Annotated in this window: 15 protein-coding genes; 7 read left to right on the forward strand and 8 right to left on the reverse strand. The window is 72.7% G+C overall.

What is annotated here, in order from left to right:
- Positions 1 to 8,730, reverse strand: coding sequence for a DUF7927 domain-containing protein (locus ACQFYA_RS20220; protein ID WP_499127188.1), 8,730 nt, complete (start codon positions 8,728 to 8,730; stop codon positions 1 to 3).
- A 169-nt stretch (positions 8,731 to 8,899) separates the two neighbouring features.
- Here ACQFYA_RS20220 and ACQFYA_RS20225 point away from each other — a divergent pair, with 169 nt between their 5' ends.
- The 3 genes from ACQFYA_RS20225 to ACQFYA_RS20235 are packed head-to-tail and all read left to right on the forward strand — an operon-like array spanning position 8,900 to position 13,382.
- Positions 8,900 to 10,594 (forward strand): SulP family inorganic anion transporter, encoded by a 1,695-nt coding sequence (locus tag ACQFYA_RS20225; RefSeq protein ID WP_499127191.1) that lies wholly within the window; start codon positions 8,900 to 8,902, stop codon positions 10,592 to 10,594.
- On the forward strand, positions 10,591 to 11,448 hold the full coding sequence (locus tag ACQFYA_RS20230; RefSeq protein ID WP_499127192.1) for a hypothetical protein: 858 nt from the start codon (positions 10,591 to 10,593) through the stop codon (positions 11,446 to 11,448). Before ACQFYA_RS20225 ends, ACQFYA_RS20230 begins: the two co-directional genes overlap by 4 nt.
- 44 nt (positions 11,449 to 11,492) lie before the next feature.
- On the forward strand, positions 11,493 to 13,382 hold the full coding sequence (locus ACQFYA_RS20235) for an alkyl/aryl-sulfatase (protein ID WP_499127194.1): 1,890 nt from the start codon (positions 11,493 to 11,495) through the stop codon (positions 13,380 to 13,382).
- Positions 13,383 to 13,439: 57 nt separating this feature from the next.
- Here ACQFYA_RS20235 and ACQFYA_RS20240 read toward each other — a convergent pair whose 3' ends face one another.
- Positions 13,440 to 14,069, reverse strand: a complete 630-nt coding sequence (locus ACQFYA_RS20240) for a Pr6Pr family membrane protein (protein WP_499127196.1) — start codon at positions 14,067 to 14,069, stop codon at positions 13,440 to 13,442.
- A gap of 80 nt (positions 14,070 to 14,149) precedes the next feature.
- Between ACQFYA_RS20240 and ACQFYA_RS20245 the strand changes: the two genes are divergently transcribed.
- Positions 14,150 to 14,719 (forward strand): DUF3887 domain-containing protein, encoded by a 570-nt coding sequence (locus ACQFYA_RS20245; protein ID WP_499127634.1) that lies wholly within the window; start codon positions 14,150 to 14,152, stop codon positions 14,717 to 14,719.
- A gap of 16 nt (positions 14,720 to 14,735) precedes the next feature.
- On the opposite strand, the gene ACQFYA_RS20250 is transcribed toward ACQFYA_RS20245, so the two are convergent.
- A complete protein-coding gene (locus ACQFYA_RS20250; RefSeq protein ID WP_499127198.1) occupies positions 14,736 to 15,089 on the reverse strand; it encodes a DUF202 domain-containing protein in 354 nt (117 codons plus the stop codon).
- A 13-nt stretch (positions 15,090 to 15,102) separates the two neighbouring features.
- Positions 15,103 to 15,471 carry a YidH family protein gene (locus ACQFYA_RS20255; protein ID WP_499127200.1) on the reverse strand — a complete coding sequence of 123 codons (369 nt, stop codon included), beginning with the start codon at positions 15,469 to 15,471 and terminating at the stop codon, positions 15,103 to 15,105.
- A 116-nt stretch (positions 15,472 to 15,587) separates the two neighbouring features.
- Here ACQFYA_RS20255 and ACQFYA_RS20260 point away from each other — a divergent pair, with 116 nt between their 5' ends.
- Together ACQFYA_RS20260 and ACQFYA_RS20265 are read left to right on the forward strand one after the other, a co-directional pair.
- The gene (locus tag ACQFYA_RS20260) at positions 15,588 to 16,373 is read left to right on the forward strand and encodes an isocitrate lyase/PEP mutase family protein (RefSeq protein WP_499127202.1); all 786 of its coding nucleotides are present in this window, start codon (positions 15,588 to 15,590) and stop codon (positions 16,371 to 16,373) included.
- A gap of 25 nt (positions 16,374 to 16,398) precedes the next feature.
- The gene (locus tag ACQFYA_RS20265; RefSeq protein WP_499127204.1) at positions 16,399 to 16,734 is read left to right on the forward strand and encodes a hypothetical protein; all 336 of its coding nucleotides are present in this window, start codon (positions 16,399 to 16,401) and stop codon (positions 16,732 to 16,734) included.
- Between the two features lie 6 nt (positions 16,735 to 16,740).
- Here the strand turns inward: ACQFYA_RS20265 and ACQFYA_RS20270 are convergent, their stop codons facing one another.
- Complete coding sequence (locus ACQFYA_RS20270; protein ID WP_499127206.1) at positions 16,741 to 17,397, reverse strand: glutamine amidotransferase-related protein; 657 nt, start codon at positions 17,395 to 17,397, stop codon at positions 16,741 to 16,743.
- A 40-nt stretch (positions 17,398 to 17,437) separates the two neighbouring features.
- Complete coding sequence (locus ACQFYA_RS20275; RefSeq protein WP_499127208.1) at positions 17,438 to 17,833, reverse strand: hypothetical protein; 396 nt, start codon at positions 17,831 to 17,833, stop codon at positions 17,438 to 17,440.
- Between the two features lie 133 nt (positions 17,834 to 17,966).
- Here ACQFYA_RS20275 and ACQFYA_RS20280 point away from each other — a divergent pair, with 133 nt between their 5' ends.
- On the forward strand, positions 17,967 to 19,352 hold the full coding sequence (locus ACQFYA_RS20280; protein ID WP_499127210.1) for an HNH endonuclease signature motif containing protein: 1,386 nt from the start codon (positions 17,967 to 17,969) through the stop codon (positions 19,350 to 19,352).
- Between the two features lie 23 nt (positions 19,353 to 19,375).
- Here ACQFYA_RS20280 and ACQFYA_RS20285 read toward each other — a convergent pair whose 3' ends face one another.
- Positions 19,376 to 20,626, reverse strand: coding sequence for an arginine deiminase (locus ACQFYA_RS20285; RefSeq protein WP_499127212.1), 1,251 nt, complete (start codon positions 20,624 to 20,626; stop codon positions 19,376 to 19,378).
- A 64-nt stretch (positions 20,627 to 20,690) separates the two neighbouring features.
- Positions 20,691 to 22,139: a basic amino acid/polyamine antiporter gene (locus tag ACQFYA_RS20290; RefSeq protein WP_499127214.1), complete on the reverse strand. Its 1,449-nt coding sequence runs from the start codon at positions 22,137 to 22,139 to the stop codon at positions 20,691 to 20,693.
- Positions 22,140 to 22,381 lie beyond the last annotated feature (242 nt).

The raw sequence follows: 22,381 nt of genomic DNA on the forward strand, positions 1-22,381 counted from the left end.
CTATCCCTCCCGGCCCGGCCGAGAGCGGTAGAGCAGCCCGCCGCCGAGCGTGAGCAGCGCGGCGAGCGCGAGCAGGAGCCCGATCAGCCCGGCACCGGTGCGCGGCAGGACGCCGTCCCCGGCCCCCGGCGCAGAGGTCGACGGGGAGACGGGCGTGCTGGTGGTGCACGCGCCGTCGTCGACGCACCGACCGCCCGACCCGTCGGCCACGGTCACGACGTTCGTGAGCGTCCCGTCCCCGGCGTCGGGGTCGTCCACCCGCAGCGAGTAGGTGACGGTCACCGTCCCGTCCACCTCGAGCGGACCGCGCCACTGCAGCACCGGCTCCGTGTATCCCAGCTCCCCCGCGCTCGCGGTCGGCAAGCCGTCCGGCGTCGCATCGTCGAGCACGTCGCTCAGGTCGTCGGAGAAGCCGGCGGGCACGTCGTCGGTGTACGGCGCCTTGCCGGTCGACGTCACCGTGACGGTGTAGGTCACGACGTCCCCCGGACCCGCCTGCTCGACGTCCACCGTCTTGGTCACCGCGAACGAGCGGATCGGGATGATCACCTGGCAGCCCGGCGGCATCTGCGGCACGGCGGTCGAGACGCCCACGGACGCCCCGCCCCCGCCGGACGGCATCTCCACGGGGCAGTTCGACTCCTCCGGCCCGAGCACGACGTTCGCGAGCTCGTGGGTGCCGTAGTCGCCCGGCGAGTCCTCGACGCTCACCGAGTAGGTCACGGTGGCCGACTCCCCCGCCGGCAGGGGGCCCGACCAGGTGAGCCACTCGAGGTCGTCGTCGTACGACACCTCTCCGGCGCTGGCGGTCTCGTCGTCGTTGTACCGGGAGTCGTCGACGACGTCGTTCAGGACGTCCGTGAACGACGCCGGGTCGTCCTCCGTGTAGTCCGCGGTGCCGGTGTTGGTCACCACGATCGTGTAGGTCACGGTGTCCCCGGCGGTGACCGCGCCGTCGGGGTCCGCGGTCTTGACGATCTCCAGGTCCTTGACCGCGTCAGGCTCGACGCAGTCCGGGTCGGCAGTCTCGCGGTCGGGGTCCGGGTCGGTGCAGTTGGACTCGTCCGGCCCGACGACGACGTTGAACAGGTCCTCGTCGCCCGACGGCGGGTCGTCGAGCGTCACCGAGTACGTGACGGTCGCCGCCTCCCCGGGCGCGAGCGGCCCGCTCCACGACAGGACCGGCTCCGCGTACGACGTCGCCCCGGCGTCGGCCGTCGCGTCGTCGTCGTACGTCGCGTCGTCCAGCACGTCCGTGAGGTCGTCGTCGAACGTCGCCGGGTCGTCGTCGGTGTAGGCCACCTGGCCCGTGTTGGTCACCGTGACCGTGTAGGCGATCGTGTCGCCGGGCCGCGCACCGGCGGCAGCGTCCGACGTCTTCTCCAGCCGCAGCGCGCGCACCGGGACGTCGGCGCCGCAGTCCGGGTCGACGGCGCCGTCCGTGCAGTTCGACTCGTCCGGGCCGACGACGGCGTTGGTCAGCGTGCCGTCCCCGGACACCGGGTTGTGCACCGTCACCGAGTAGGTGATCGTCGCCGTCTCCCCCGCGGGCAACGCCCCCGACCAGGACATCTCGGGCTCCGCGTACGACACCGCCCCGACGTCCGCCGTCGCGTCGCCGTTCCACGTCGCGTCGTCCAGCACCTCGGTCAGGTCGTCCGTGACGGACGCCGGGTCGGCGTCCGTGTAGTCCGCGCCGCCCGTGTTCTCCACCGTCACCGTGTAGGTGACCGTGGCCCCGGCGTCCACCGCGCCCGACGGGTCGGCCGTCTTGGTGATCTCCAGCGCCTTCACCGGCACGGGCACGTGGCAGCCATCCTCGCTGCCGTCGTCGCAGTTGGACTCCTCCGGCCCCACGACGGCGTTGTCCAGCACGCCGTCGCCGGTCGGCGGGTCGTTCACCGTCACCGAGTACGTGATCGTCGCGACGTCGCCCGACGCGAGGGCGCCCGACCACGACAGCGTCGGCTCCGCGTACGTGACCTCGCCGGCGTCGGCCGCCGCGTCGTCGTCGTACGTCGCGTCGTCGAGCACCTCGGACAGGTCGTCCGTGAACGTCGCCGGGTCGGCGTCCGTGTAGTCCGCGCCGCCGGTGTTCGTCACGGTCACCGTGTACTCCACGGTGCCGCCCGGCAGCACCTCGCCCGACGGGTCCGCCGACTTCGTGATCTCCAGCGCCCGCACCGGCACCGGCACGTGGCAGCCATCCTCGCTGCCGTCGTCGCAGTTCGACTCCTCCGGCCCCACGACGGCGTTGTCCAGCACGCCGTCCCCGGACACCGGGTCGTTCACCTGAACCGAGTACGTGATCGTCGCCGTCTGCCCCGGCTCCAGCGCGCCGCTCCACGAGAGCTCCGGCTCGGCGTACGACGTCGCTCCGCCGTCGGCCGCAGCGTCGCCGTTCCACGTCGCGTCGTCGAGGACGCCCGTCAGGTCGTCGGCGACGGTGGCCGGCTCGCCCTCCGTGTAGGGCACCTGGCCGGTGTTCTCCACGGTGATCGTGTAGGCGACGGTGTCGCCCGGGAGCACCTCGCCGGACGGCTCCGCGCTCTTCGTGATCGTCAGGTCCCGGACCGGGTTCGGCTCCACGCAGTCCGGGTCGTCCGACCCGGGGTCGGTGCAGTTCGACTCCGGGGGCCCGACCGCCACGTTGGTCATCGACCCGTCGCCCGTCGGCGGGTCGTTCACCGTCACGGTGTACGTGATCGTCGCCGTCGCGCCCGGCTCCAGCGCTCCCGACCACGACAGCGTCGGGTCGTCGAAGGAGGCCGTGCCGGTGTCGGCGCTCACCTCGCCGAACGTGGCGTCGTCCAGCACCTCGCTCAGGTCGTCGGTGATCGACGCCGGGTCGTCGTCGGTGTACGGCACCTGGCCGGTGTTCTCCACCGTGATCGTGTACGTCACCACGTCGCCCGGAACCGACTCGCCCGAGCCGTCGGACGACTTCACCACGTGCAGCGCGCGCACCGGCACCACCGAAGAGCAGCCCTCCCCCGGTTCTTCACCCCCAGCGCCGTCGACGCAGCTCGACTCCGGTGGACCGACCACGGCATTGTTCAGCGTGCCGTCGCCGGTCAACGGGTCGTTCACGCTCACCGAGTATGTGACGGTTGCGACGTCGCCGGGTGCAAGCGCGCCGGACCACGACAGCTCCGGCGCGGTGTACGTCGTCTCGCCGACATCGGCCGTCGCGTCGTCGTTCCACGTCGCGTCGTCCAGCACCTCGGCGAGGTTGTCGGTGAACGTCGCCGGGTCGTCGTCGGTGTACGCGTACTGGCCCAGGTTGGTCACCGTCACCGTGTAGGTCACCACCCCGCCCGGCAGCACCTCGTCGGCCGGGTCCGCCGTCTTGACGATCTCCAGCGCGCGGACCGGCACGTCGGTGGTGCACTCGGGCTCCGTACCGTCTGCGCAGTTGCCGCCCAGCGGGCCCGTCACGCTGTTGGTCAGCACACCGTCGCCGGTCAGCGGGTCGTTCACCGTGACGCTGTAGGTCATCGTGACCGTCTGGCCCACGTCCACCGCGGGCGTCCACCACAGCTGGGGGCCGAACTCGATGATGTCGCCGGCGTCGGCCGTCGCGTCCTCGTTGTACGTGGCGTCGTCCAGCACCTCCGTCAGGTCGTCGATGATGACGGCCGGCTGGTCCTCGGTCACGGGCACCTGCCCGACGTTCTCCACCGTGATCGTGTAGGTGACGACGCCCCCGGGCTCGACGCTCGCCACGTCCGTGGCCTTGCTGATCTGCAGGGCGAACACCGGCACCACGATGGAGCACCCCTCCTCCGTGCCGTCCACGCAGGTGGACTCCGGCGGCCCGGTGACCGCGTTGACGAGCTCGCCGTCCCCGCTCAGCGGGTCGTTCACCGTCACCGAGTAGGTGATGGTCGCGACGTCGCCCGGGGCCAGCGCGCCGGACCACGACAGCTCCGGCTCGGCGTACGACGACGTGCCGACGTCGGCCGACGCGTCGTCGTTCCAGGTGGCGTCGTCCAGCACCTCGGAGAGGTCGTCGGTGATCACGGCCGGGTCGGCGTCGGTGTACTCGACCTGACCGGTGTTGGTCACCGTCACCGTGTACTCGACCGAGTCCCCCGGGTGCACCTCGGTCGACGCGTCGACGCTCTTCTCGACCTGAAGCGCCCGCACCGGCACCACGGGCGAGCAGTCCGCTTCCGTGCCGTCGGCGCAGTTCGACTCCGGAGGGCCGGTGACGGCGTTGGTGAGCGTGCCGTCGCCGGTGAGCGGGTCGTTCACCGTCACGGAGTAGGTGAGGGTCGCGGTGTCCCCGGGCTCCAGCGCACCGCTCCACGACAGCTCGGGCTCGTCGTACGTCGCCTCGCCGACGTCGGCCGCGGCGTCGTCGTTGTACGCCGCGTCGTCCAGCACCTCGGTGAGGTCGTCGGTGAACGTCGCCGGGTCGTCCGCCGTGTACGGCGTCTCGCCGGAGTTCTCCACCGTGACCGTGTAGTCGACCGTGTCGCCGGGCGCGACCTCGCTGCCGGGGTCCGCCGTCTTGGTGATCGTCAGGCCCGGCTGCGGCAGGTCCTCGTTGGTGAACGTGCACAGCACGGCCGCGCCGATGCCCTCACCGCTGGCGGCGGGCATGACGAACTCGCCGGTGATGCCCTCGCCCGACGCGATCACCTCGTCGTCGATCTGGTTCACGCACTCCCAGGTGGAGGTGTAGTTCGCGAGGTCCGCGGTCCCGGCCGCGGTCTCCGTGACCGTGTACGTCTCGCCGACCAGGCCGAGCACCGGGCCGCCGACCTCGCCCTCCTCGTCCTGCACGCCGAGGTCGGTGCCCGTCGTCGTGCCGGTGTTGCCCAGCCCGTCGACCAGGCCGCCGCCCGTGACGGACACCGTGAACTGGTCGTCGGAGTTGCGACGGTCCACCACGTCCTTCTGCACCTCGATCGTCGCGGGTGTGGCGCACGACGCGAGGTCCACGCTCACGCCGGACGGCGAGAACGCCGGCTGCGCGACGATCGATCCCGAGCTGGGGTTGACCTGGTACAGCGTGGTGCTGCTGCTGAGGTACATGTAGCCCTGGACGTCCACCGCGAGCCCGTTGATCGGGGTGGACGTCGCGACGCCGCCCAACAGCGTCGCGGTGATCGCGACCGGCGACGGCTGCACGGTGATCGGCAACGGTCCGGATGCCACGTAGACGTTGTTGGTCCCCGCTCCCGCGGACAGGTACAGGTTGCCGGCGGTGTCGAACGCCCAGTCCCCGTTGGCCCCCGGTGCGCCCGGGACCGAGATCGCGGCGACCTGGCCCAGGTCCGTCCCCGTGGCAGGGTCGAAGCCGTACACCTGGGCCGTGGTGCCGCTGACGTTGCCGTAGTAGTAGACGCCGGTGGCCCGGTCCACCGCGCCGTGGGTCGCCGACACGCTCTGCCCGGTGGTGAACGCCTGCGTGGTGTCGGTCTGCGTGTCGAGCACGTAGACCGTCGTCTCGAAGTGGCTGAACGCGTATCGGCCGTCGGCCGAGATGCCGAGCGCGTTGGGGGTCCCCGCGGTGCCCTCGAACTCGTACTCGGCGGTGAGCTCGCCCGTCGCCGTGTCCACCGCGAGGACGTCGTAGGGCGCGGACGTGCCCCGAAGCGCGTAGAGCGCGTCGCAGGTCAGCGGCTCGCTCTGCACGGTGACGGGGTAGTCCTCCACCTCGCCGCTCGAGACCGCCCCCGTCGGGGACGGATCGTCGACCGTCCCGGCGAAGAGCCGGAACCGCGCGTACGCGTCACCCGGCTCGGTCGCGCCGGGGAACGTCAGCTCGTGGTCCGTCGTCCCCGACCCGGCCGGCACGTCGACCGTGACGCGCTCGCCGACGTCGAACGCGCCGCTGCCGTCCAGGTCGACCCACCCCGCGAGCGTCGCGTCCTGGTCGGTGTCGTTCGTCGCCGAGACCGTGACCGTCGCCTCGACGCCGGTGGTGAGCTCGATGGCGTCGGCGACGCCGTCCTCGTCGGCCAGGTCCGCGGCGTCGTCGCCGTCGGCTGCATCGGCCGGCGCGCCGTCGTCCTCGGCGTCCACCGCGGCACCCAGCATCAGCGGCGCGGTCCCGGCGGCCTCGTCGTACTCCTGGATGCCGTGCCGCGCACCGTCTGCCTCCAGCGATGTCCCGTACTCCGCGTCAGGTGCATCGCCGTAGTCGACGAGGATCGGGGCCGAGGCGCAGCGTGCGCCGTCGTTCTGGGACACCCCGCCCGGTCCCTGAGCGAAGAAGATCGCCGACACGGCGGCGGTGTCGATGCGGTAGATCGCCCCGCTCGTGTTGTTGCCGGCGTAGAGGTTCCCGTCCGCGTCGAAGTACACCGCGCCGAACGGGTTGGTCTCGCCGGCGATGGCGGAGAGCAGCCCGAGGTCGGTGGCCGTGAGGTCGGCGCCGTCGTAGTCGACGCGCACGAGGTGTCGCGCCGTGCCGCCCACGACCGTCGCCACCTGGTACAGGGACCCGTCGACGGGGTTGGCCGCCCAGTCGTTGTCGAGGCTGAGCCCGGACGGCGGCTGGAGCGTGCCGGTGTCCAAGGTCTCCGCGTAGGTCGGAGAGTCGGGATCGACGTCGATCGCCGCCCAGGACCATGCCGAACCCTGGCCGCCGGTCGGATTGGCCCCCCAGTAGACGCCGTCGGCGTCGACGTCTCCGGCGCCGAACAGCGTCGACGAGCTCGTCCCCTCCGGCAGCCCCAGGTTGTCGACGGTGTAGCCGGCGCCGATGCGCACCAGCCCGGCAGGCGCCGACGTCCCCCCGGGGCTGGCGCTGTTGCTCCACCCGTAGACGTATCCGTCGAGCTCGTTGAAACCGATGCCGTTGATGTGCGAGTCGTAGAAGTCGGTGGCCTCCGGGGCGAACTCGCCCGTGACGAGGTCGCCGACCCACGACTCGCTCGGCACGCTCTGGAACAGGTAGGCGTCTCCGTTGCAGACGAACGGCGGGCCGACATCCACCTGGGCCACCACCGAGTGGTCCTCGACCTCGCCCCCGACGGCGACGCCCGTCGGTGACGGCTCGGCGACGTCGCCCGCGAACAGGCGTAGGCGCAGGAACGTCTCCCCCGTGGCGGCGGCCGGCAGGGTCACGTTGTAGGTGTCCGTGCCGGACGACGCGGGCACCGGCGTGGCGACCAGCTCGCCGTCGTCAAAGGTGCCGCTCCGATCGGCGTCGAGCCAGGCGGCGAGGGTGGCCGGCTCGGCGGTGTCGTTGGTCGCCGTCACGGGGACGGCGGTCTCCTCGCCGGAGGTCACCGTCACCGGCGCCTCGACCGCGCCCTCGTCGTCGACGCCCGCGAGGTCGTCGGAGTCCGCGGCGTCCGAGGGAGTGCCGTCCGCCTCGGCGTCCACGGTGTTCGCGTCGCCGAGCATCAGGGGCGCGGTGTTCGTCGCGGCGTCGTAGTCCACCAGGCCGTGGCGCGCGCCGTCGTCGGCCAGCGTGGTGCCGTAGCTCGCGGGGGCGTCGCCGAGGTCGAGGGGGACGAACTCCACGGTCGCGTCGGCGGGCGGGTTCATCCCGATCACGTCGCCGATCTCGTCGGGACCGTTGGTGTAGCTGCCGGCAGCATCGGACGTCACGTCGACGCTGATCGTGCAGGACACCTCCTCCTCCGCGAGCGAGCCGCCGGTCACCGCGATCGTCGACCCGCCCGCCGACGCGTCGACCTGGGCCGTGCACTGGTTGTCGAGGTCGGGGGTGTCCGCGACGACGAGCCCGTCGGGCAGCGTGTCCGTGAACGCCCACCCGTCCTTCGAGGCGAGCTCGGAGGTGTTCGTGACCGTGAGGGTGAGGGTCGACGTGGTGCCGACCAGCGCGACGGCGGGCGAGAAGGACTTGTCGAGCTGGGGCGTGACGTCGAGGACGCCGACGACGTCGTACGCACCGTCGTTGCCGTTCGGGCTGCCGTTCTCGTTGCGCATCCGGATGCCGAGGGACGGGCCGTCGACGAGCGTCGACCCGTTCGCCACGAACGACCCCACCCGCGTCGCCACGGTGCCGCCCTGCGGCAGCGGAGCGTCGGAGATCGTCTCCCCCCGCGGGTCCGTGCACACGTTGATGGCGGAGCTCGACACGGGGACCTCGGCGCCCGTGGAGTCGACGAGGTAGAACCGCAGCAGAGGCGCCGAGACGTTGCAATTCTGGGCCCCGGCGTCGACCGCGAACGTGACGAAACGGCCGTCGGCCGCCGGCAGGGTGACGGGGTCGACGGTCTCGAACTGCACGAGATCGTTCGCCCCGCCGCTGGTGGTGTACGACGCGGCGACGCCGTTCGTCTCGGGATCGTTCCCGGCGTGCTCGCCCAAGGCGTGGGCGATCGCGGCCATGCTCCCGAACCAGCGCGGAGCGTTGGCCACGGCGGTGCAGTCCTGGGCGTTGCGTGTGCTCGTCCAGTCGACGACGAACCCGTTGCAGCCCGGACGGCTCACCCACACCGGGTCGCCGGTGTAGGTGACGCCGGTCGCGCCCGTGTAGTCGCTGAGCAGCGTGTTCGACCCGTCCGGGGTGTTCTCGAAGTCCTCGGTGTACAGGACCTCCGGCTCGCTCGGCGTCCCGGGGTTCCCCGGCGCCGCAGCCAGCGGTGCGCTCCTCGCCGGGGCCGCGGCCGCCTCGCGGGCGGGCGTCACGGGCGTCGCGACGGCCACGACCGCTCCGCCCAGCGCCAGGACTCCCGCCATCGCCGCCGCGACGACCGGGCGGCGAGCGTCATGTCCCGACCGCCCGCGACGATCGACCATCAGTGCCTCCCACACCTTGGCAATCGGCCCGTTCGCGGATCGTCGCCGCCCTGGGCACCGGTTCCGAGAGTGGCAGAGATCACGGGCTTCGGCGCGGCGAGAGGGACCGGAGGACACGTCGCCCCAGGTCGCGGCCCCGCACCCGGTGCGGCACTGTGCTGGGGTGCGCATGTCGAAGCCCTCCCCGCGCGACGTCGTCTCCGGCTTCGTCACGGGGCTGTTCTCCATCCCCGAAGGCATGGCCTACGCGACGGTCGGCGGCTTCGCGGCGCCGTTGGGCCTGTGGTCGGGGGCCGTGCCGACGGTGATCGGGTCGATCTTCTCCCGCACCGTGCTCATGGTGACCACGCTGACCAGCGCGATCGCGTTCACGGCGCACAGCGTGCTGTCGGACGCCGGCCTCGACCCCGGCGACCTGGGCGCCGTCGCGACGATGACGGTCATGGTCGGGCTGTGGATGGCCCTGCTCGGGGTCCTCAAGCTCGGCTCGGTCATGTCGTTCGTCTCGACAGCGGTGATGACCGGGTTCACCGCGGGGATCGCGGTGCAGATCGTGGCCGGCGTCGTGAAGGACGCCACCGGGTACGTGCCCGAGTCCCACAACACGGTGGGCAAGCTCGTCGAGGCCCTGGTGCACGTGGGCGACTGGGACCTCGCGACCGTGCTGGTCGCGGCCGCGACCGTCGTCGTCTGGGCGGTGCTGCACCTCGTGCCCCGGCTGCGCAAGACGGCCACGCTGATGGCACTCGTCGTCGTGACCGTCGTCGTCGCGATCCTGGGCACCGACGTCGAGCGGGTCTCCGACATCGCGGCCATCCCGCGCTCGCTGCCCCCGTTCACGCTGCCCGACCTCGGCGCGCTCCCCGCGCTGGCCACGGGCTCGTTCGCGATCGCCCTCGTCGCCCTCGCGCAGGCCGCGGGGATCGGCGCCGCCGTCCCCAACCCGGACGGCTCGCGGACGAACGTCTCGAAGGACTTCACCGCGCAGGGCCTCGCCAACGTGGCGGGCGGCTTCTTCGGCGCGCTGCCCGTCGGCGGGTCGCTGTCCCGCACGGGCGTCGCGACCAGCGGCGGGGCGCAGACCCGGTGGGCGGGCATCTTCGCGGGCGTGTGGCTGATCGTCCTCGTCCTCGTCCTCGGCCCGCTGGCCGGCGAGATCCCGATGGCGGTCATCGGCGGCCTGCTGCTCGTCATCGGCGGCGAGCTGATCGTGGGCCGGTGGGCCGACATCGCCCTGGTGTTCCGCACGTCCTGGCTGTCGGCGGCCGCCCTGGTCGTGACCTTCGCCGCCACCACGCAGCTGCCGCTGCAGCAGGCGATCTTCCTCGGCGCCGCCCTGTCGATCGTGCTGTTCGCGGTGCAGGCGGCGAAGCGCGGGCGCCTGATCAGCCTCGTGCCCACCGACGACGGCGACTTCCGGGTCGAGGACGCCCCCGCCGACCTGCCCAGCGGGCGCACCACGGTGCTGCACTACGTGGGCTCCGGGTTCTTCGCCGAGGTGAACCGGCTCGAGGAGGAGTGGCCGCACACGGCCGGCACGCACGACGCCGCCCTGGTGATCTCGTTGCGCGGCTCGGCGGGCATCCCCTCCACCACCTTCCTCAAGTCCCTCGACCGCCTGCTCGACCGCTGGCACGACCACGGCGTCGAGGTCGTCGTCTGCGGTGTGCCCGACGACCTGCGCCGACGCTTCGAGGCCGGCGGGGTCAGCAGGCGCCTGCAGGCCTCCGTCCTGGGCGACTCCGGCGGCGTGCTCGGCTCCCTGCGCGAGGCCTACGACCTCGCCGAGGCCCGTCGCACCGCCCGGCCGCGCTCCCCCGCCGACCCGTCCACCGACATACCCACCGATCAGGAGTCCCCGTGACCGACGTCCTCACCGGCATCGCGCAGGTCGCGATCCTCACCTTCGTGCTGACGTCGATGGTCGGCCTCGGCCTGTCGCTCACCGTGCAGCAGATCCTCACGCCGCTGAAGGACGTGAAGCTGGTGCTGCTCGGCCTCGTGCACAGCTTCGTCGTCGCCCCCGCGGCGGCGTGGGGCATCTCGGCGCTGTTCGGCCTGAGCGACTCCCAGTCCCTCGGGCTGCTGCTGCTGGGCGTCGCCGCGGGCGCGCCGTTCCTGCCCAAGCTGGCCCAGCTGGCGCACGGCGAGGTGCCGTACTCGGTGGGCCTCATGGTGCTGCTCATGGTGGTCACGGTCGGCTACGTCCCGCTGGTGCTGCCGCTGCTCGTCGACGGCGTCACCGTGAGCGCCTGGGACATCGCACGCCCGCTCCTGCTGCTCATGCTGCTGCCGCTGGCGGTCGCGCTCGTCGTCCGGGCCCGCTACCCCGGGTCCGCGACGCTCGCCCCGATCCTCAACCGTGTCTCGACGACGGCGCTCGCGCTCGGCATCGGCGCCGCGGTGATCGTGGGCCTGCCCGCCATCTGGGACCAGGTCGGCACGGGCGTGCTGGTCGCCACACTGCTGTTCACCGTCGTCCTGCTGGTCGTCGGCTGGCTGCTCGGCGGCTCCGGCCGCGCCCAGCGGTCGGTGACGTCGCTCGGCACGGCGCAGCGCAACCTGTCGGCGGCGCTGCTCATCGCCGGGACCAGCTTCGTCGACACGCCCGAGGTGCTCGTCACCGTGATGGTCGCGTCGCTGCTGCTCACCGCCGTGCTGCTGCTCACCGCCGCGGAGCTGGGCAAGCGGGCGCCCGCGGCGTCCGCCGAGGGCTGAACGCTCACCGAGCGCCGTCGTGCGAGCAGTGCCATCGTGGCGCCATGCCTACGACGCCCAAGCCCGCTTCCCCTACCGTCGTCAGCCAGCAGCAGGCCCTGCTGAACAGCCTGCCATTCTCCGACACCCAGGACTTCGAGGACGCGACGCGCGGCCTGCTCGGGAAGCGCACCCCGAACGCCATCACCGGACCCGACGGGACGGTGTACTGGGACAACGACACGTACGCGTTCCTCGACGGCGACGCGCCGGACACCGTGAACCCGAGCCTGTGGCGGCAGTCGAAGCTCGTCGCGGAGCAGGGCCTGTTCGAGGTGGTCGAGGGCATCTACCAGGTGCGCGGCTTCGACCTTTCCAACGTCACCTTCATCGAGGGCACCACGGGCGTCATCGTCCTCGACCCGCTGATCGGCCAGGAGACCGCGGCCGCCGCTCTCGCGCTGTACCGCGAGCACCGCGGCGACCGCCCCGTCACCGGCGTCATCTACACGCACTCGCACGTGGACCATTTCGGCGGCGTCAAGGGCGTCACCAGCCAGGAGGACGTCGACGCCGGGCGCGTCCAGGTCCTCGCCCCCGAGGGGTTCACCGAGCACGCCGTGTCGGAGAACGTGTACGCCGGCACCGCGATGGGCCGGCGCGCCGGCTACATGTACGGCGCCGCGCTGGCCCGTGGCCCGCAGGGCCAGGTCGGCGCCGGCCTCGGCCAGACCACCTCGACCGGCAGCACCGTCACCCTGATCTCCCCCACCGTGGACATCACCACGACGGGCCAGGAGGAGACGGTCGACGGCGTGCGGATGGTCTTCCAGATGGCGCCGGGGACGGAAGCCCCGACGGAGATGCTCATCTACTTCCCCGACCACCACGCGCTGTGCGCCGCCGAGGACGCCACCCACACCCTGCACAACCTGCTGACGCTGCGCGGCGCCGTCGTCCGCGACCCGCACGCGTGGTCGCAGTACCTCACCGAGACGGTCGACCTCTTCGGCGCCGACCTCGACGTCGTGTTCGCCTCGCACCACTGGCCCACCTGGGGCCGCGAGCGCGCCGTCGAGTACCTGTCGCTGCAGCGCGACCTCTACGCCTACCTGCACGACCAGACGCTGCGGCTGCTCAACAAGGGGCTGGTCGGCACCGAGATCGCCGAGGAGATCACGCTCCCGCCGGCGCTGGAGAACGCGTGGCACGCCCGCGGCTACTACGGCTCGGTGAGCCACAACGTCAAGGCGATCTACCAGCGCTACATGGGCTGGTACGACGGCAACCCGGCGCACCTGTGGGAGCACACCCCCGTCGAGCGGGCCAAGCGCTACGCGAAGCTCGCCGGGGGTGTGGACGCCCTGGTCGCGAACGCGCGCGAGGCCTTCGAGGCCGGCGACTTCCGCTGGGCCGCCGAGGCGGCGAACCACGCCGTCTTCGCCGAGCCGGACCACGCCAGCGCGCGCGAGCTGCTCGCCGACACCTACGAGCAGCTCGGGTACGGGTCGGAGAACGGCACCTGGCGCAGCGTGTACCTCTCGGGCGCCACCGAGCTGCGCGACGGCTCCTTCGGCACCCCGACGGAGACCAACGCGCCCGACATCTACGCCAACCTCTCCCCCGAGATGCTGTTCGACGCCATCGCCATCCAGGTCGACGGCCCGCGGGCGTGGGACGAGACGCTGACGATCGACGTCGTGCTCACGGATGTCGACACCCGGTACCGCCTGCGGCTCGCCCACGGCGTCCTCACCTACAGCGCGGCGCCCCAGCAGGGCGACGCCGACGCGACGATCACCGGCACGAGGAAGGCGCTGCCCGCGCTCGCCGCCGGCTCGCCGGACGCCCTCGCCGCCGCCGGGCTCGAGGTGTCGGGCGACGCCGGGGTCCTCGGTCGCCTCGTCGCCGTCCTCGACCCGGGCGACCCGGACTTCGCCATCGTCACCCCCTGACCCCCCACCCAGGACGCCGAACAGGCGGTTGGTCGCGGTATCGGCGCCCGGATGCGCTCATTCCGCGACCAACCGCCTGTTCGGCGTGAAGAGGGTTGGCAGCGCCCGGTCCAGGCCGACGATGACGAGCCCGAGCACGTAGAACGCGCCGCCGTAGACCACCAGGTTGAGCCCGAGCCCGCCCCAGCCCAGTGCGTCGAGGTCGACGAACCCGTACGGGTACTCGCTGCCGGGGCTGAGCCAGCCGCGCAGCAGCACGAACCCGAAGTACAGCACCGGGAACAGCATCCACAGCCCGGCGTCGCGCAGCCGCATCCGGCGGTGCGCATCGAACAGCAGGAAGTCGGCGACGACGGCGAGGGGCACCGCCCGGTGCTCGATCTGCCCGTCGGTCAACCCGAGGAAGACCGTCGGGGCGTCGGCCGCCTCCGGCGCGAGCACGAGCCACGCGACCAGTCCCGTGATGGACGCGGCGAGCGTCACCACGCCCTTGGCCCACGCGGGCGGCTGCCGCCGCCGGAGCAGCGACGCGCCCCCGGCCCAGGTGAACACCGCGACCACGAGGAACCCCGTGAGGTTGGTGAAGTAGACCAGCCCGTCGACGTTCCCGTCCCGCCAGATGTCGCGGGTACCGACGATCGCGAACAGCGCGACACAGAGCCTGAACAGGCCGACGACGACGAACACGGGCGTCAGTGAACCAGACGGCGGTAGCGGTCTGCCCGTTGACCGATCACCTGATGTAAACATATCGTTTACACGTGGCCATGGCAGACGAGCTCGAGCGAGAGGTGGCAGCGGTGCGCGCGAGCGCCGCGGGCTCGGTGGGCCGGGTCGTCGCCCTGGAACACCTTCGCGAGCTGGTCACCCTGTCCGTCCAGTCCGAGGTGGACCTCGCGCGCGCCCAGGGTGAGACCTGGGCCGGCATCGGGGCAGGCCTCGGCCTGAGCAGGCAGGCCGCCTTCCGGCGATACGGCACCAAGAAGAAGACGACAAAGGGAGTGGACATGACCACCGCACTGATGGCCTCGGCGCCGGAGCGCGTGCACCTGCTCGTGAGTCACCTGGATCAGGGCAGGTTCGACGCCGCCCGCGACGACTTCGACGATCCCCTGGCGACGGCGCTGCCCGCGGAACGGCTCGAGCAGGTGTGGGAGGACCTGGTCCGGTCCGTCGGCGCGTTCGAGGACTTCGGCGAGGAGACATCCCTGGTGGTGGACTCGAACGTCGTGGTGGAGGTGCGCCTGAGGTTCGAGGCGGGCGCCCTGACGTGCCGCACCGCGTGGGCGCCGAGCGGGAGGATCGCAGGACTGTTCTTCCTCCCGGTCCTTGAGTGATCCCCGCCGGTTGAGATCAGAAGACGATGACCAGCGCCAGGCCCGCCACCCCGAGCAGGCAGGTGCCTCCGCAGATGGTGGCGATCCGCCGCCCGTGCCGCAGCCGAGGCTCGTCGCGGGACAGGTGATGGTGGGTGTGCCGGGCGTGCCGCTTGGCGAACCACCACAGCGGCGGGGTGAGGACGAGCGCGACCGCGGCGGCGAACGCCAGCGTCGACGGCCCGTCGACGGTCGGGAGCACCTGCCAGGCCACCCCGCACGCGGCGGTGAACGACAGCAGGGTGCGCCGCCATGCCAGCGCCGTGCGCTCAGCCTGGAGCCCGCGGTCCCGCTCGGGCCCGACGAGCGGCGGGGTCGGCTGGTCCGTCATGCCGCGCCGACCGTCAGCCCTGGTCCAGCAGCAGAGCCAGCAGCACCAGGACGCCCACGACGCTGACCGTCACCACCAGGAAGAACCCGGTGAGAGCGCCCGGCAGCGGGCCGTGCTCCCGCATGGCCCGCTCGGTGCGTGCCCACTCGATCGCAGCCACCACGGGGACGACGGCGCCCGCGACGAGCAGCACGATCGCCGAAGCCAGCCGCAGGCGGGGCTCCATCGGCAGGTCGAGCGCCTCGAGCGCCGTGCCGCCCGCGATGAGGCCGAGGGCCGTACGGATCCACGCGAGGATCGTCCGCTCGTTGGCGAGGGAGAACCGCGGGTCGGGCTCGGTGCCGCGCTCGTAGACCCAGCGCGGGAAGCGCTCGCGGCTCATGCCGACGCCCCGGCGCGCAGGGCTGGTGGGCAGGTCACAAGGCCCGAGCCTAGCGATCCTCGACGCCGCGGGCGCGGTGGCCGGGGCGCGTCGTTGGGCGCCGATACCGTCGAGGCATGCCCGCCGACTTCCTCGCCCTGCACCGCCCGGGCGACCCGCTGCTCATGCCGAACGCCTGGGACGCCGGCTCCGCGCGCATCCTCGCCACGCTCGGTTTCGAAGCGATCGCGACGACGAGCAGCGGGTTCGCGGCCACGCTCGGGCGGCCGGACGGCGTGGTCTCCCGCGACGAGGCGCTCGGCAACGCCGCGGACCTCGTCGCCGCCGTCGACGTGCCCGTGAGCGCCGACCTGGAGAACGGCTTCGCCGACGCCCCCGCCGACGTCGCCGGGACCGTCGCCGCCGCGCGCGGCACCGGCCTGGCCGGGTGCTCGATCGAGGACCACACCGGGCGCGCCGACGACCCGATCTACGAGCGCGCCCTCGCCGTGGAGCGCGTCGCCGCCGCGGCCGAGGCGGCGGGCGACCTCGTCCTCACCGCCCGCTGCGAGAACCACCTGCACGGCCGGGACGACCTCGCGGACACGATCGCGCGGCTCCAGGCTTACCAGGAGGCCGGCGCCGACGTCCTGTACGCGCCCGGCCTGCGCGACCTCAGAGACGTCGCGACCGTCTGCCGCGAGGTCGACCTCCCGGTCAACGTGCTGCTGCTCGGCGGCGGGCCCACCCCGGCGGAGCTGGCCGGGGCGGGCGTCGCGCGGATCTCCGTGGGCGGCACGTTCGCGTGGAACGCCCTGTCGGGGCTCGTCGCCGCCGCGCGGGAGCTGCTCGCCGGCGACGTCGGCTTCCTCGACCGGACGGGCCCGGCCAAGGAGGTCGTGGCGAGCGCGTTCCGCCCCTGACACCGCGCGCCGATAGCGTGCGGCCATGACCGCGAGCCCCGGGCGCACGCCCGCCCTGCACGTCCTCGCCCACGTCGCGGGGGCCGCCCTGCTCGTCAACGCCGTCCCGCACGGCGTGCACGGGCTGTCCGGCCAGGAGTTCCCCAGCCCGTTCGCGGACCCGCCCGGGGTCGGCCCGTCGACGCCGGGCGAGAACGTCGTGTGGTCCGGGATCAACGCCGTGGCGGGCGCGAGCCTGCTGCTCGGCGTCGGCCGGTTCCGCTTCGGGCCCAACCTCGACACCGCCGCGACGGTCGCCGGCGGCCTGCTCGCCGCGGTCGGCGTGTCCCGGTACTTCGCCGGCGTCCGCGCCGGGCGCTGAGGCCCGTCAGAGCGCGGCGACGAACGCCCGCACCAGCGGGTGGATCCGGCGCCCGGCCGACGCCCCGACGTGCGGCTGGAAGAGGCTCAGCACGAAGAACGGGTGGCCCGTGAGCTCCAGCACCTCCGCGCCCGCGTCCGGTGCGACGGCGCCGACGACGACCCCCGCCCCCTCCAGGGCGGCGACGGCCGCCGCCGTCGGCGCGTACCGGCAGTAGTGCATGCCGACGAACGGCTCGCCCACCCACGACGCGAATCGCGTGCCCGGCACCGGCGTCACGACCCGCTCCTCGCCGTACAGCGAGCAGGCGAGCGCAGCGACGGCGTTGTCCTCCCGGTCGCCGTCGGACTCGGCGTGGCTCGCGGGGTCACCCAGGACGTTCCGCACCAGCTCGACGACCGCATACTGCATCCCGGCGCACGTGCCGAGGAAAGGGGTCCCGCCCTCCCGGGCCGCGGTGATCGCGCGGAGCACGGCGCCCTCGTCGGCGTACGGCGAGCCGGGGACGAGCCACACGCCGTCGTACGCGGCGAGGTCGAACGGAGCGTCCGTCGGCACCCACACGGCCTCGACGCCCAGCTCGTCCGCGAGTCGCGGCACCAGGGCGTCGAGCTCCCGGTGGCTGGTGTGGTCGCCGTGGTCGCCGAGCAGCGCGATCGTCATGGCGGCACGGTAGCGGCTGCACGCCGGTGACCTCCCGCCGTCACGAGGTCACGAGGACCTCGTCCATACCGCCGCCGGCGCGCCACTCGGCGAGCAGCCGGTGGAACGCGACCGGGCCAGGGCTGTACGACGTGGGGGCCGCGCGGCGGGTGCCCTCGCCGTTGTAGTAGCCGGGTCTGCACTCGGCGAGGAACGCGGAGTTGTCCACGGCGACGTCCACGATCGTGTCGCACCAGGCCTGCTCGGCCTCGCGGGTCGGCTCGACGTACCGGGCGCCGGCCTTGGCCGCCTGCGCGATCACGGCGGCGATGTGCTCGGCCTGCTCGGTGAGGATGTGCACGAAGTTCACCGCGTTGGCGTTCTGCATCGGCCCGAGGTGGAACAGGTTGGGGAAACCATGGGTGTCGAAGCCGTGCAGGGTCCGCGGGCTGTTCACGACGGAGCCGCCCGTGGCCGCCTCGACCTCGTGACCCTCACCGTCCTCACGAGGCGGAGCACCCGGCCCGCCTCGTCCACAGGGGTGGCATCGGCCCTGGTGCGAGGCCTTCTCGGTCGCTAGGCTCGAACACATGTTCGAGACCGGCACCGTGGTGGACGACGGCGACCTGCCCGTCGTCACGACGCCGTGGGACGCCGAGCTCTCGTCGGCGGGTCCCACGACGGTGCACGACGTCTCGGCCGCGCTCGACGACGTGGTGCGGATCCAGGCACGGATCGACGCCCTCGAGGGCGAGAAGCTGCTGGCCGTCGAGCGGGCACGGCGCGCGGCGGTGCGGTGCGAGCCCGACCTGCTGGCCGGCGAGGAGCTCCAGGTGCTGCGCGCGGGGACGAGCCGGCGCCACGAGCTGGCGAAGCGCGCGCTCGTGGCCGACCTGGCGACATCGCTCCGCGTCCCCGAGCACCGGGCCGCACACCTCCTCGACACCGCGCAGACGCTGACGAGCAGCGGTACCGCCACCCTCGAGGCGCTGTGCCGCGGCCGGATCGGCGCCGCCCACGCGACCGCGATGGCCGACACCCTGGCCGACATCCCCGACGCCCAGGCTCGGGCCGCGGCGCAGGCCGAGGCGCTCCCCCGCGCCGCGACGGCGACCCTGCCACAGTTCCGCACGTACCTCCGGCGCGCTCGCGACCGCGCACACCCCGAGCCCTTCTCGCTGCGGCACCGGCGGGCGGTCGAGCGGCGCGGCGTGTTCGTCGACCCTGCCGCCGACGGCATGGCGTGGCTGAGCGCGCTCCTGCCCGCCACGACCGCGCACGCGGCCCTCGACCGCCTCACGACGGCGGCGCGGACCGCCCGGGAGGGGGGCGACCGCCGCACCGTGGCGCAGCTCCGCGCGGACGCCTGCGGCGCGCTGCTGCTCGCCGGGCCCGACGACGCGGGCACGTCGACCGGCATCGACTCGGGGCTCGTGCCGGACCTCGCCGACCACGCCCGCCGGATCGTGCCCCGCGTGCAGGTCACCGTGCCGGTGCTGGCGCTGCTCGACCGGTCCGACGCGCCGGCCGAGCTGGTGGGGCACGGGCCGATCGACCCCGAGGTCGCGGTGTTCCTGGCCGGCGCGGCGCCGTCGCTGCGCCGGCTGCTGGTGGACCCGTGCTCCGGCGAGGTCCTCGCCACCGACCCCGGCACATACGCGGTCCCGGCGGCGCTGCGCGCCTACCTGCAGGCCCGCGACGGCTCCTGCCGGTTCCCGGGCTGCACCCGCCCGGCCGCCCGCGCCGACGTCGACCACACCGTCGCGTGGGCGGACGGCGGGGCCACCACGGCCGCCAACCTGGCCCACCTCTGCCGCCGGCACCACGTGCTGAAGCACCAGACGCAGTGGCTGGCCAGGCAGGACGCCGACGGCACGCTGGTCTGGACGTCGCCGACCGGCCGAGTCTCGCGCGACCCGGTGGCAGACCCCGTCGACCTCACCGGACGCGAGCTCGTCCCGCCGGAACCGCCGTGACGGGCCTGCGGTGGCGCGCGCCCTCAGTCGGCCGGGTCGCGCGAGATCGGGCAGGTCATGCAGTGCCCGCCGCCCCGCCCGCGGCCGAGCTCGGCGCCGACGATGGTGATGACCTCGACGCCGGCGCGCCGCAGCGCGGCGTTGGTCAGGGTGTTGCGGTCGTAGGTGAAGACGACGCCGGGCTCGAGCGCGACGGCGTTGTTGCCGGAGTCCCACTGCTGCCGCTCGGAGGCGTACACGTCGCCGGCGGTCTCGACCACGCGCAGGCGGGGCAGGCCGAGGGACCGGGCCACGACGTCCACGAACGGGGTGTCACCCTCGTCCGTCACCTCGACGCCCGGTGCCTTGTCCGACGGGCGCAGCGTGAACGCGTGGATGCCGTCGACGATCGTCGGGTGCACCGTCACGAGGTCCCGGTCGGCGAACGTGAACACGGTGTCCAGGTGCATCGCCGCCCGTAGGCGCGGCATCCCGGCGACGACGACCTGCTCGACCTCGCCGCCGTCGAACAGGGCCCGGGCGAACTGCGTGATGCCCTGCCGCGACGTCCGCTCGCTCATCCCCACCAGCACCGTCCCGTGGCCGACCGGCATGACGTCGCCGCCCTCGATCGTGGCCTGCGCCCAGTCCTGCTCCGGGTCGCCCCACCAGACGGTGGAGCCCAAGTACTCCGGGTGGAAGGAGTAGATCGCCTTCATCAGCAGCGTCTCGTCCTTGCGCGCCGGCCAGTACAGCGGGTTGAGGGAGAGGCCGCCGTAGATCCAGCACGTGGTGTCGCGCGTGTAGAGCGTGTTGGGCAGCGGGGGCAGCAGGTACTCCGGCGTGCCGGTCGACTCGCGGGCCAGGTTCACGTAGTCGGAGCGGTAGTCGCCGGGCAGGTCGTGGGTCGAGAGCCCGCCGATCAGGAAGCGCGACAGCTCACGCTCCGTGAGCGACTCGAGGTACGCCCGCGTGCCGTCGACGAGGCCGAGTCCCACCTGGTTCGGCACCACCTTGCGGTCCAGCAGCCAGTCGCGTGCCTCGGGGATCGCCATCGTCTGCGCCAGCAGGTCGTGCAGCTCCACGACCTGCACGCCCCGGTTCGTCAGCTTGTTCACGAAGTCCAGGTGGTCGCGCTGGGCGGACTCCACCCACATGACGTCGTCGAAGAGCAGGTCGTCCGAGTTGGTGGGGGTGAGCCGCTCGTGCGCGAGCCCGGGCGAGCACACCAGCACCTTGCGCAGCCGGCCTACCTCCGAGTGGACGCCGTGGGCGGGGGCGGACGGAGCAGTCATCGTGAAGCACCTTTCGCAGACGGACGGGGACGGCGGTGACGAACAGGGACGAGCCAGGGCCGGGCTAGATCGAGATCCACCCCGCGGCGAGCCCGACCACGGCCACCACCGCGACAGCCACCACCGCCACGAACAGGGCCAGCTCGGCCGGGGCGAACACTGTGCGCCCCTGCTCGCGGCGCGTCATGAGGAACAGGACCGTCGCGGGGGCGTAGAAGATGAACGAGACCAGCACGAGGCTCAGGCCGGCCGCGAACACCAGGAACGCCGTATAGGCGGTCGCCAGGACGGTGATCACCAGGTCCCCGCGCAGGGTCGACGACGGCGCGCCGGAGTACGTCTCGCGGGTGGCGCGCAGCTTGACCGCGTAGAGCGCGGCGAGCAGGAACGGGATGAGCGTCATGACGGCGGTCATGTCGAGCGCGAAGTCGAACGCGTCCTCGGAGAAGTACGTGAGGATCAGCACCACCTGCGACAGCGACGTGCTCAGCAGCAGCGCGTTGACGGGCACGTCGCGGTCCGACTGCCTGGTCAGGAAGCGCGGCATGTCGCGGTCCTTGGCGGCGACGAACAGCACCTCGGCCGCCATGAGCGTCCAGGCCAGATACGCGCCGAGCACCGAGACGATGAGGCCGACGCCGACGAAGACGCTGCCCCACTCCCCGACCGCCGCCTCGAGCACCCCCGCCATCGACGGCTGGCGCAGCTCGGCGATCTCCGCCATCGGCATGATGCCGTAGGACACGATCGTCACCGAGGCGAAGATGGCGAAGACGCTCACGAAACCCAGGATCGTGGCCCGTCCGACGTCCTCGCGGCGCTTCGCGTGCCGCGAGTAGACGCTCGCGCCCTCGACGCCGAGGAACACGAAGACCGTCACCAGCATCGTGCCGCGCACCTGGTCGAACAGCGAGCCTGCGTAGTCGGCGCCGCCCCAGTTCTCCGCGAAGACCGCCGGGTCGAAGACGAACAGCGCGAGCAGCACGAAGACGATGATCGGGATCACCTTGGCGACGGTGACGATCCGGTTGATCGCCGTCGCCTCCTTGATCCCGCGCCGCACCAGCAGGAAGAACATCCACAGTCCGACGGTGGAGAGCGCGAGGGCGAGCACCGTGTCGCCGGCGCCGAGCGCCGGGACCCACTCGCCCAGCGTCGACATGATGAGCACCCAGTAGGTGACGTTGCCGACGCACGCGCTGGCCCAGTAGCCGGCGGCGGAGAAGAAGGCCGTGTACTCGCCGAACCCCGCCTTGGCGTACGCGTAGACGCCGGCGTCGAGGTCGGGCTTGCGGATCGCGAGCCGCTGGAAGACGAACGCGAGCATCAGCATGCCGGCGCCGGCCACGACCCATGCGATGAGGGCGCCCATGACGCCCGTCTCCTGGGCGAACCGCCGCGGCAGCGAGAACACGCCGGCGCCGACCATCGACCCGACGACCATCGACGTCAGCGTCAGCAGCGAGACCTTGGTGGTGGTGCTCGTGGACGTCGTGGTGTGCTCCTGCGCCATCCTCGATGTCCTCCCGAGTTCGCGGCGGGCTGGTCGTCACCGATGCGGGGCGGTCTTCGCTCGCGCCGATCTTTGCACCGTCAGGGCAGGTCCGCGCGCCGAGGCGACCGTGGCCGAGCCACGACGTTTGACACGGCCACCGCGGCCGGGGCATTCTCTGGAACGACTCATCTTGAAGCGCTTCAACCGCGGGACCGACCGACGGCGGGCGCAACGATCACCGCCGATCACGGAAGACGAGG

Origin of the sequence: Promicromonospora sp. Marseille-Q5078 (genome assembly GCF_050315395.1) — a bacterium.
In the GTDB taxonomy this organism is placed as follows: Bacteria; Actinomycetota; Actinomycetes; order Actinomycetales; family Cellulomonadaceae; genus Isoptericola.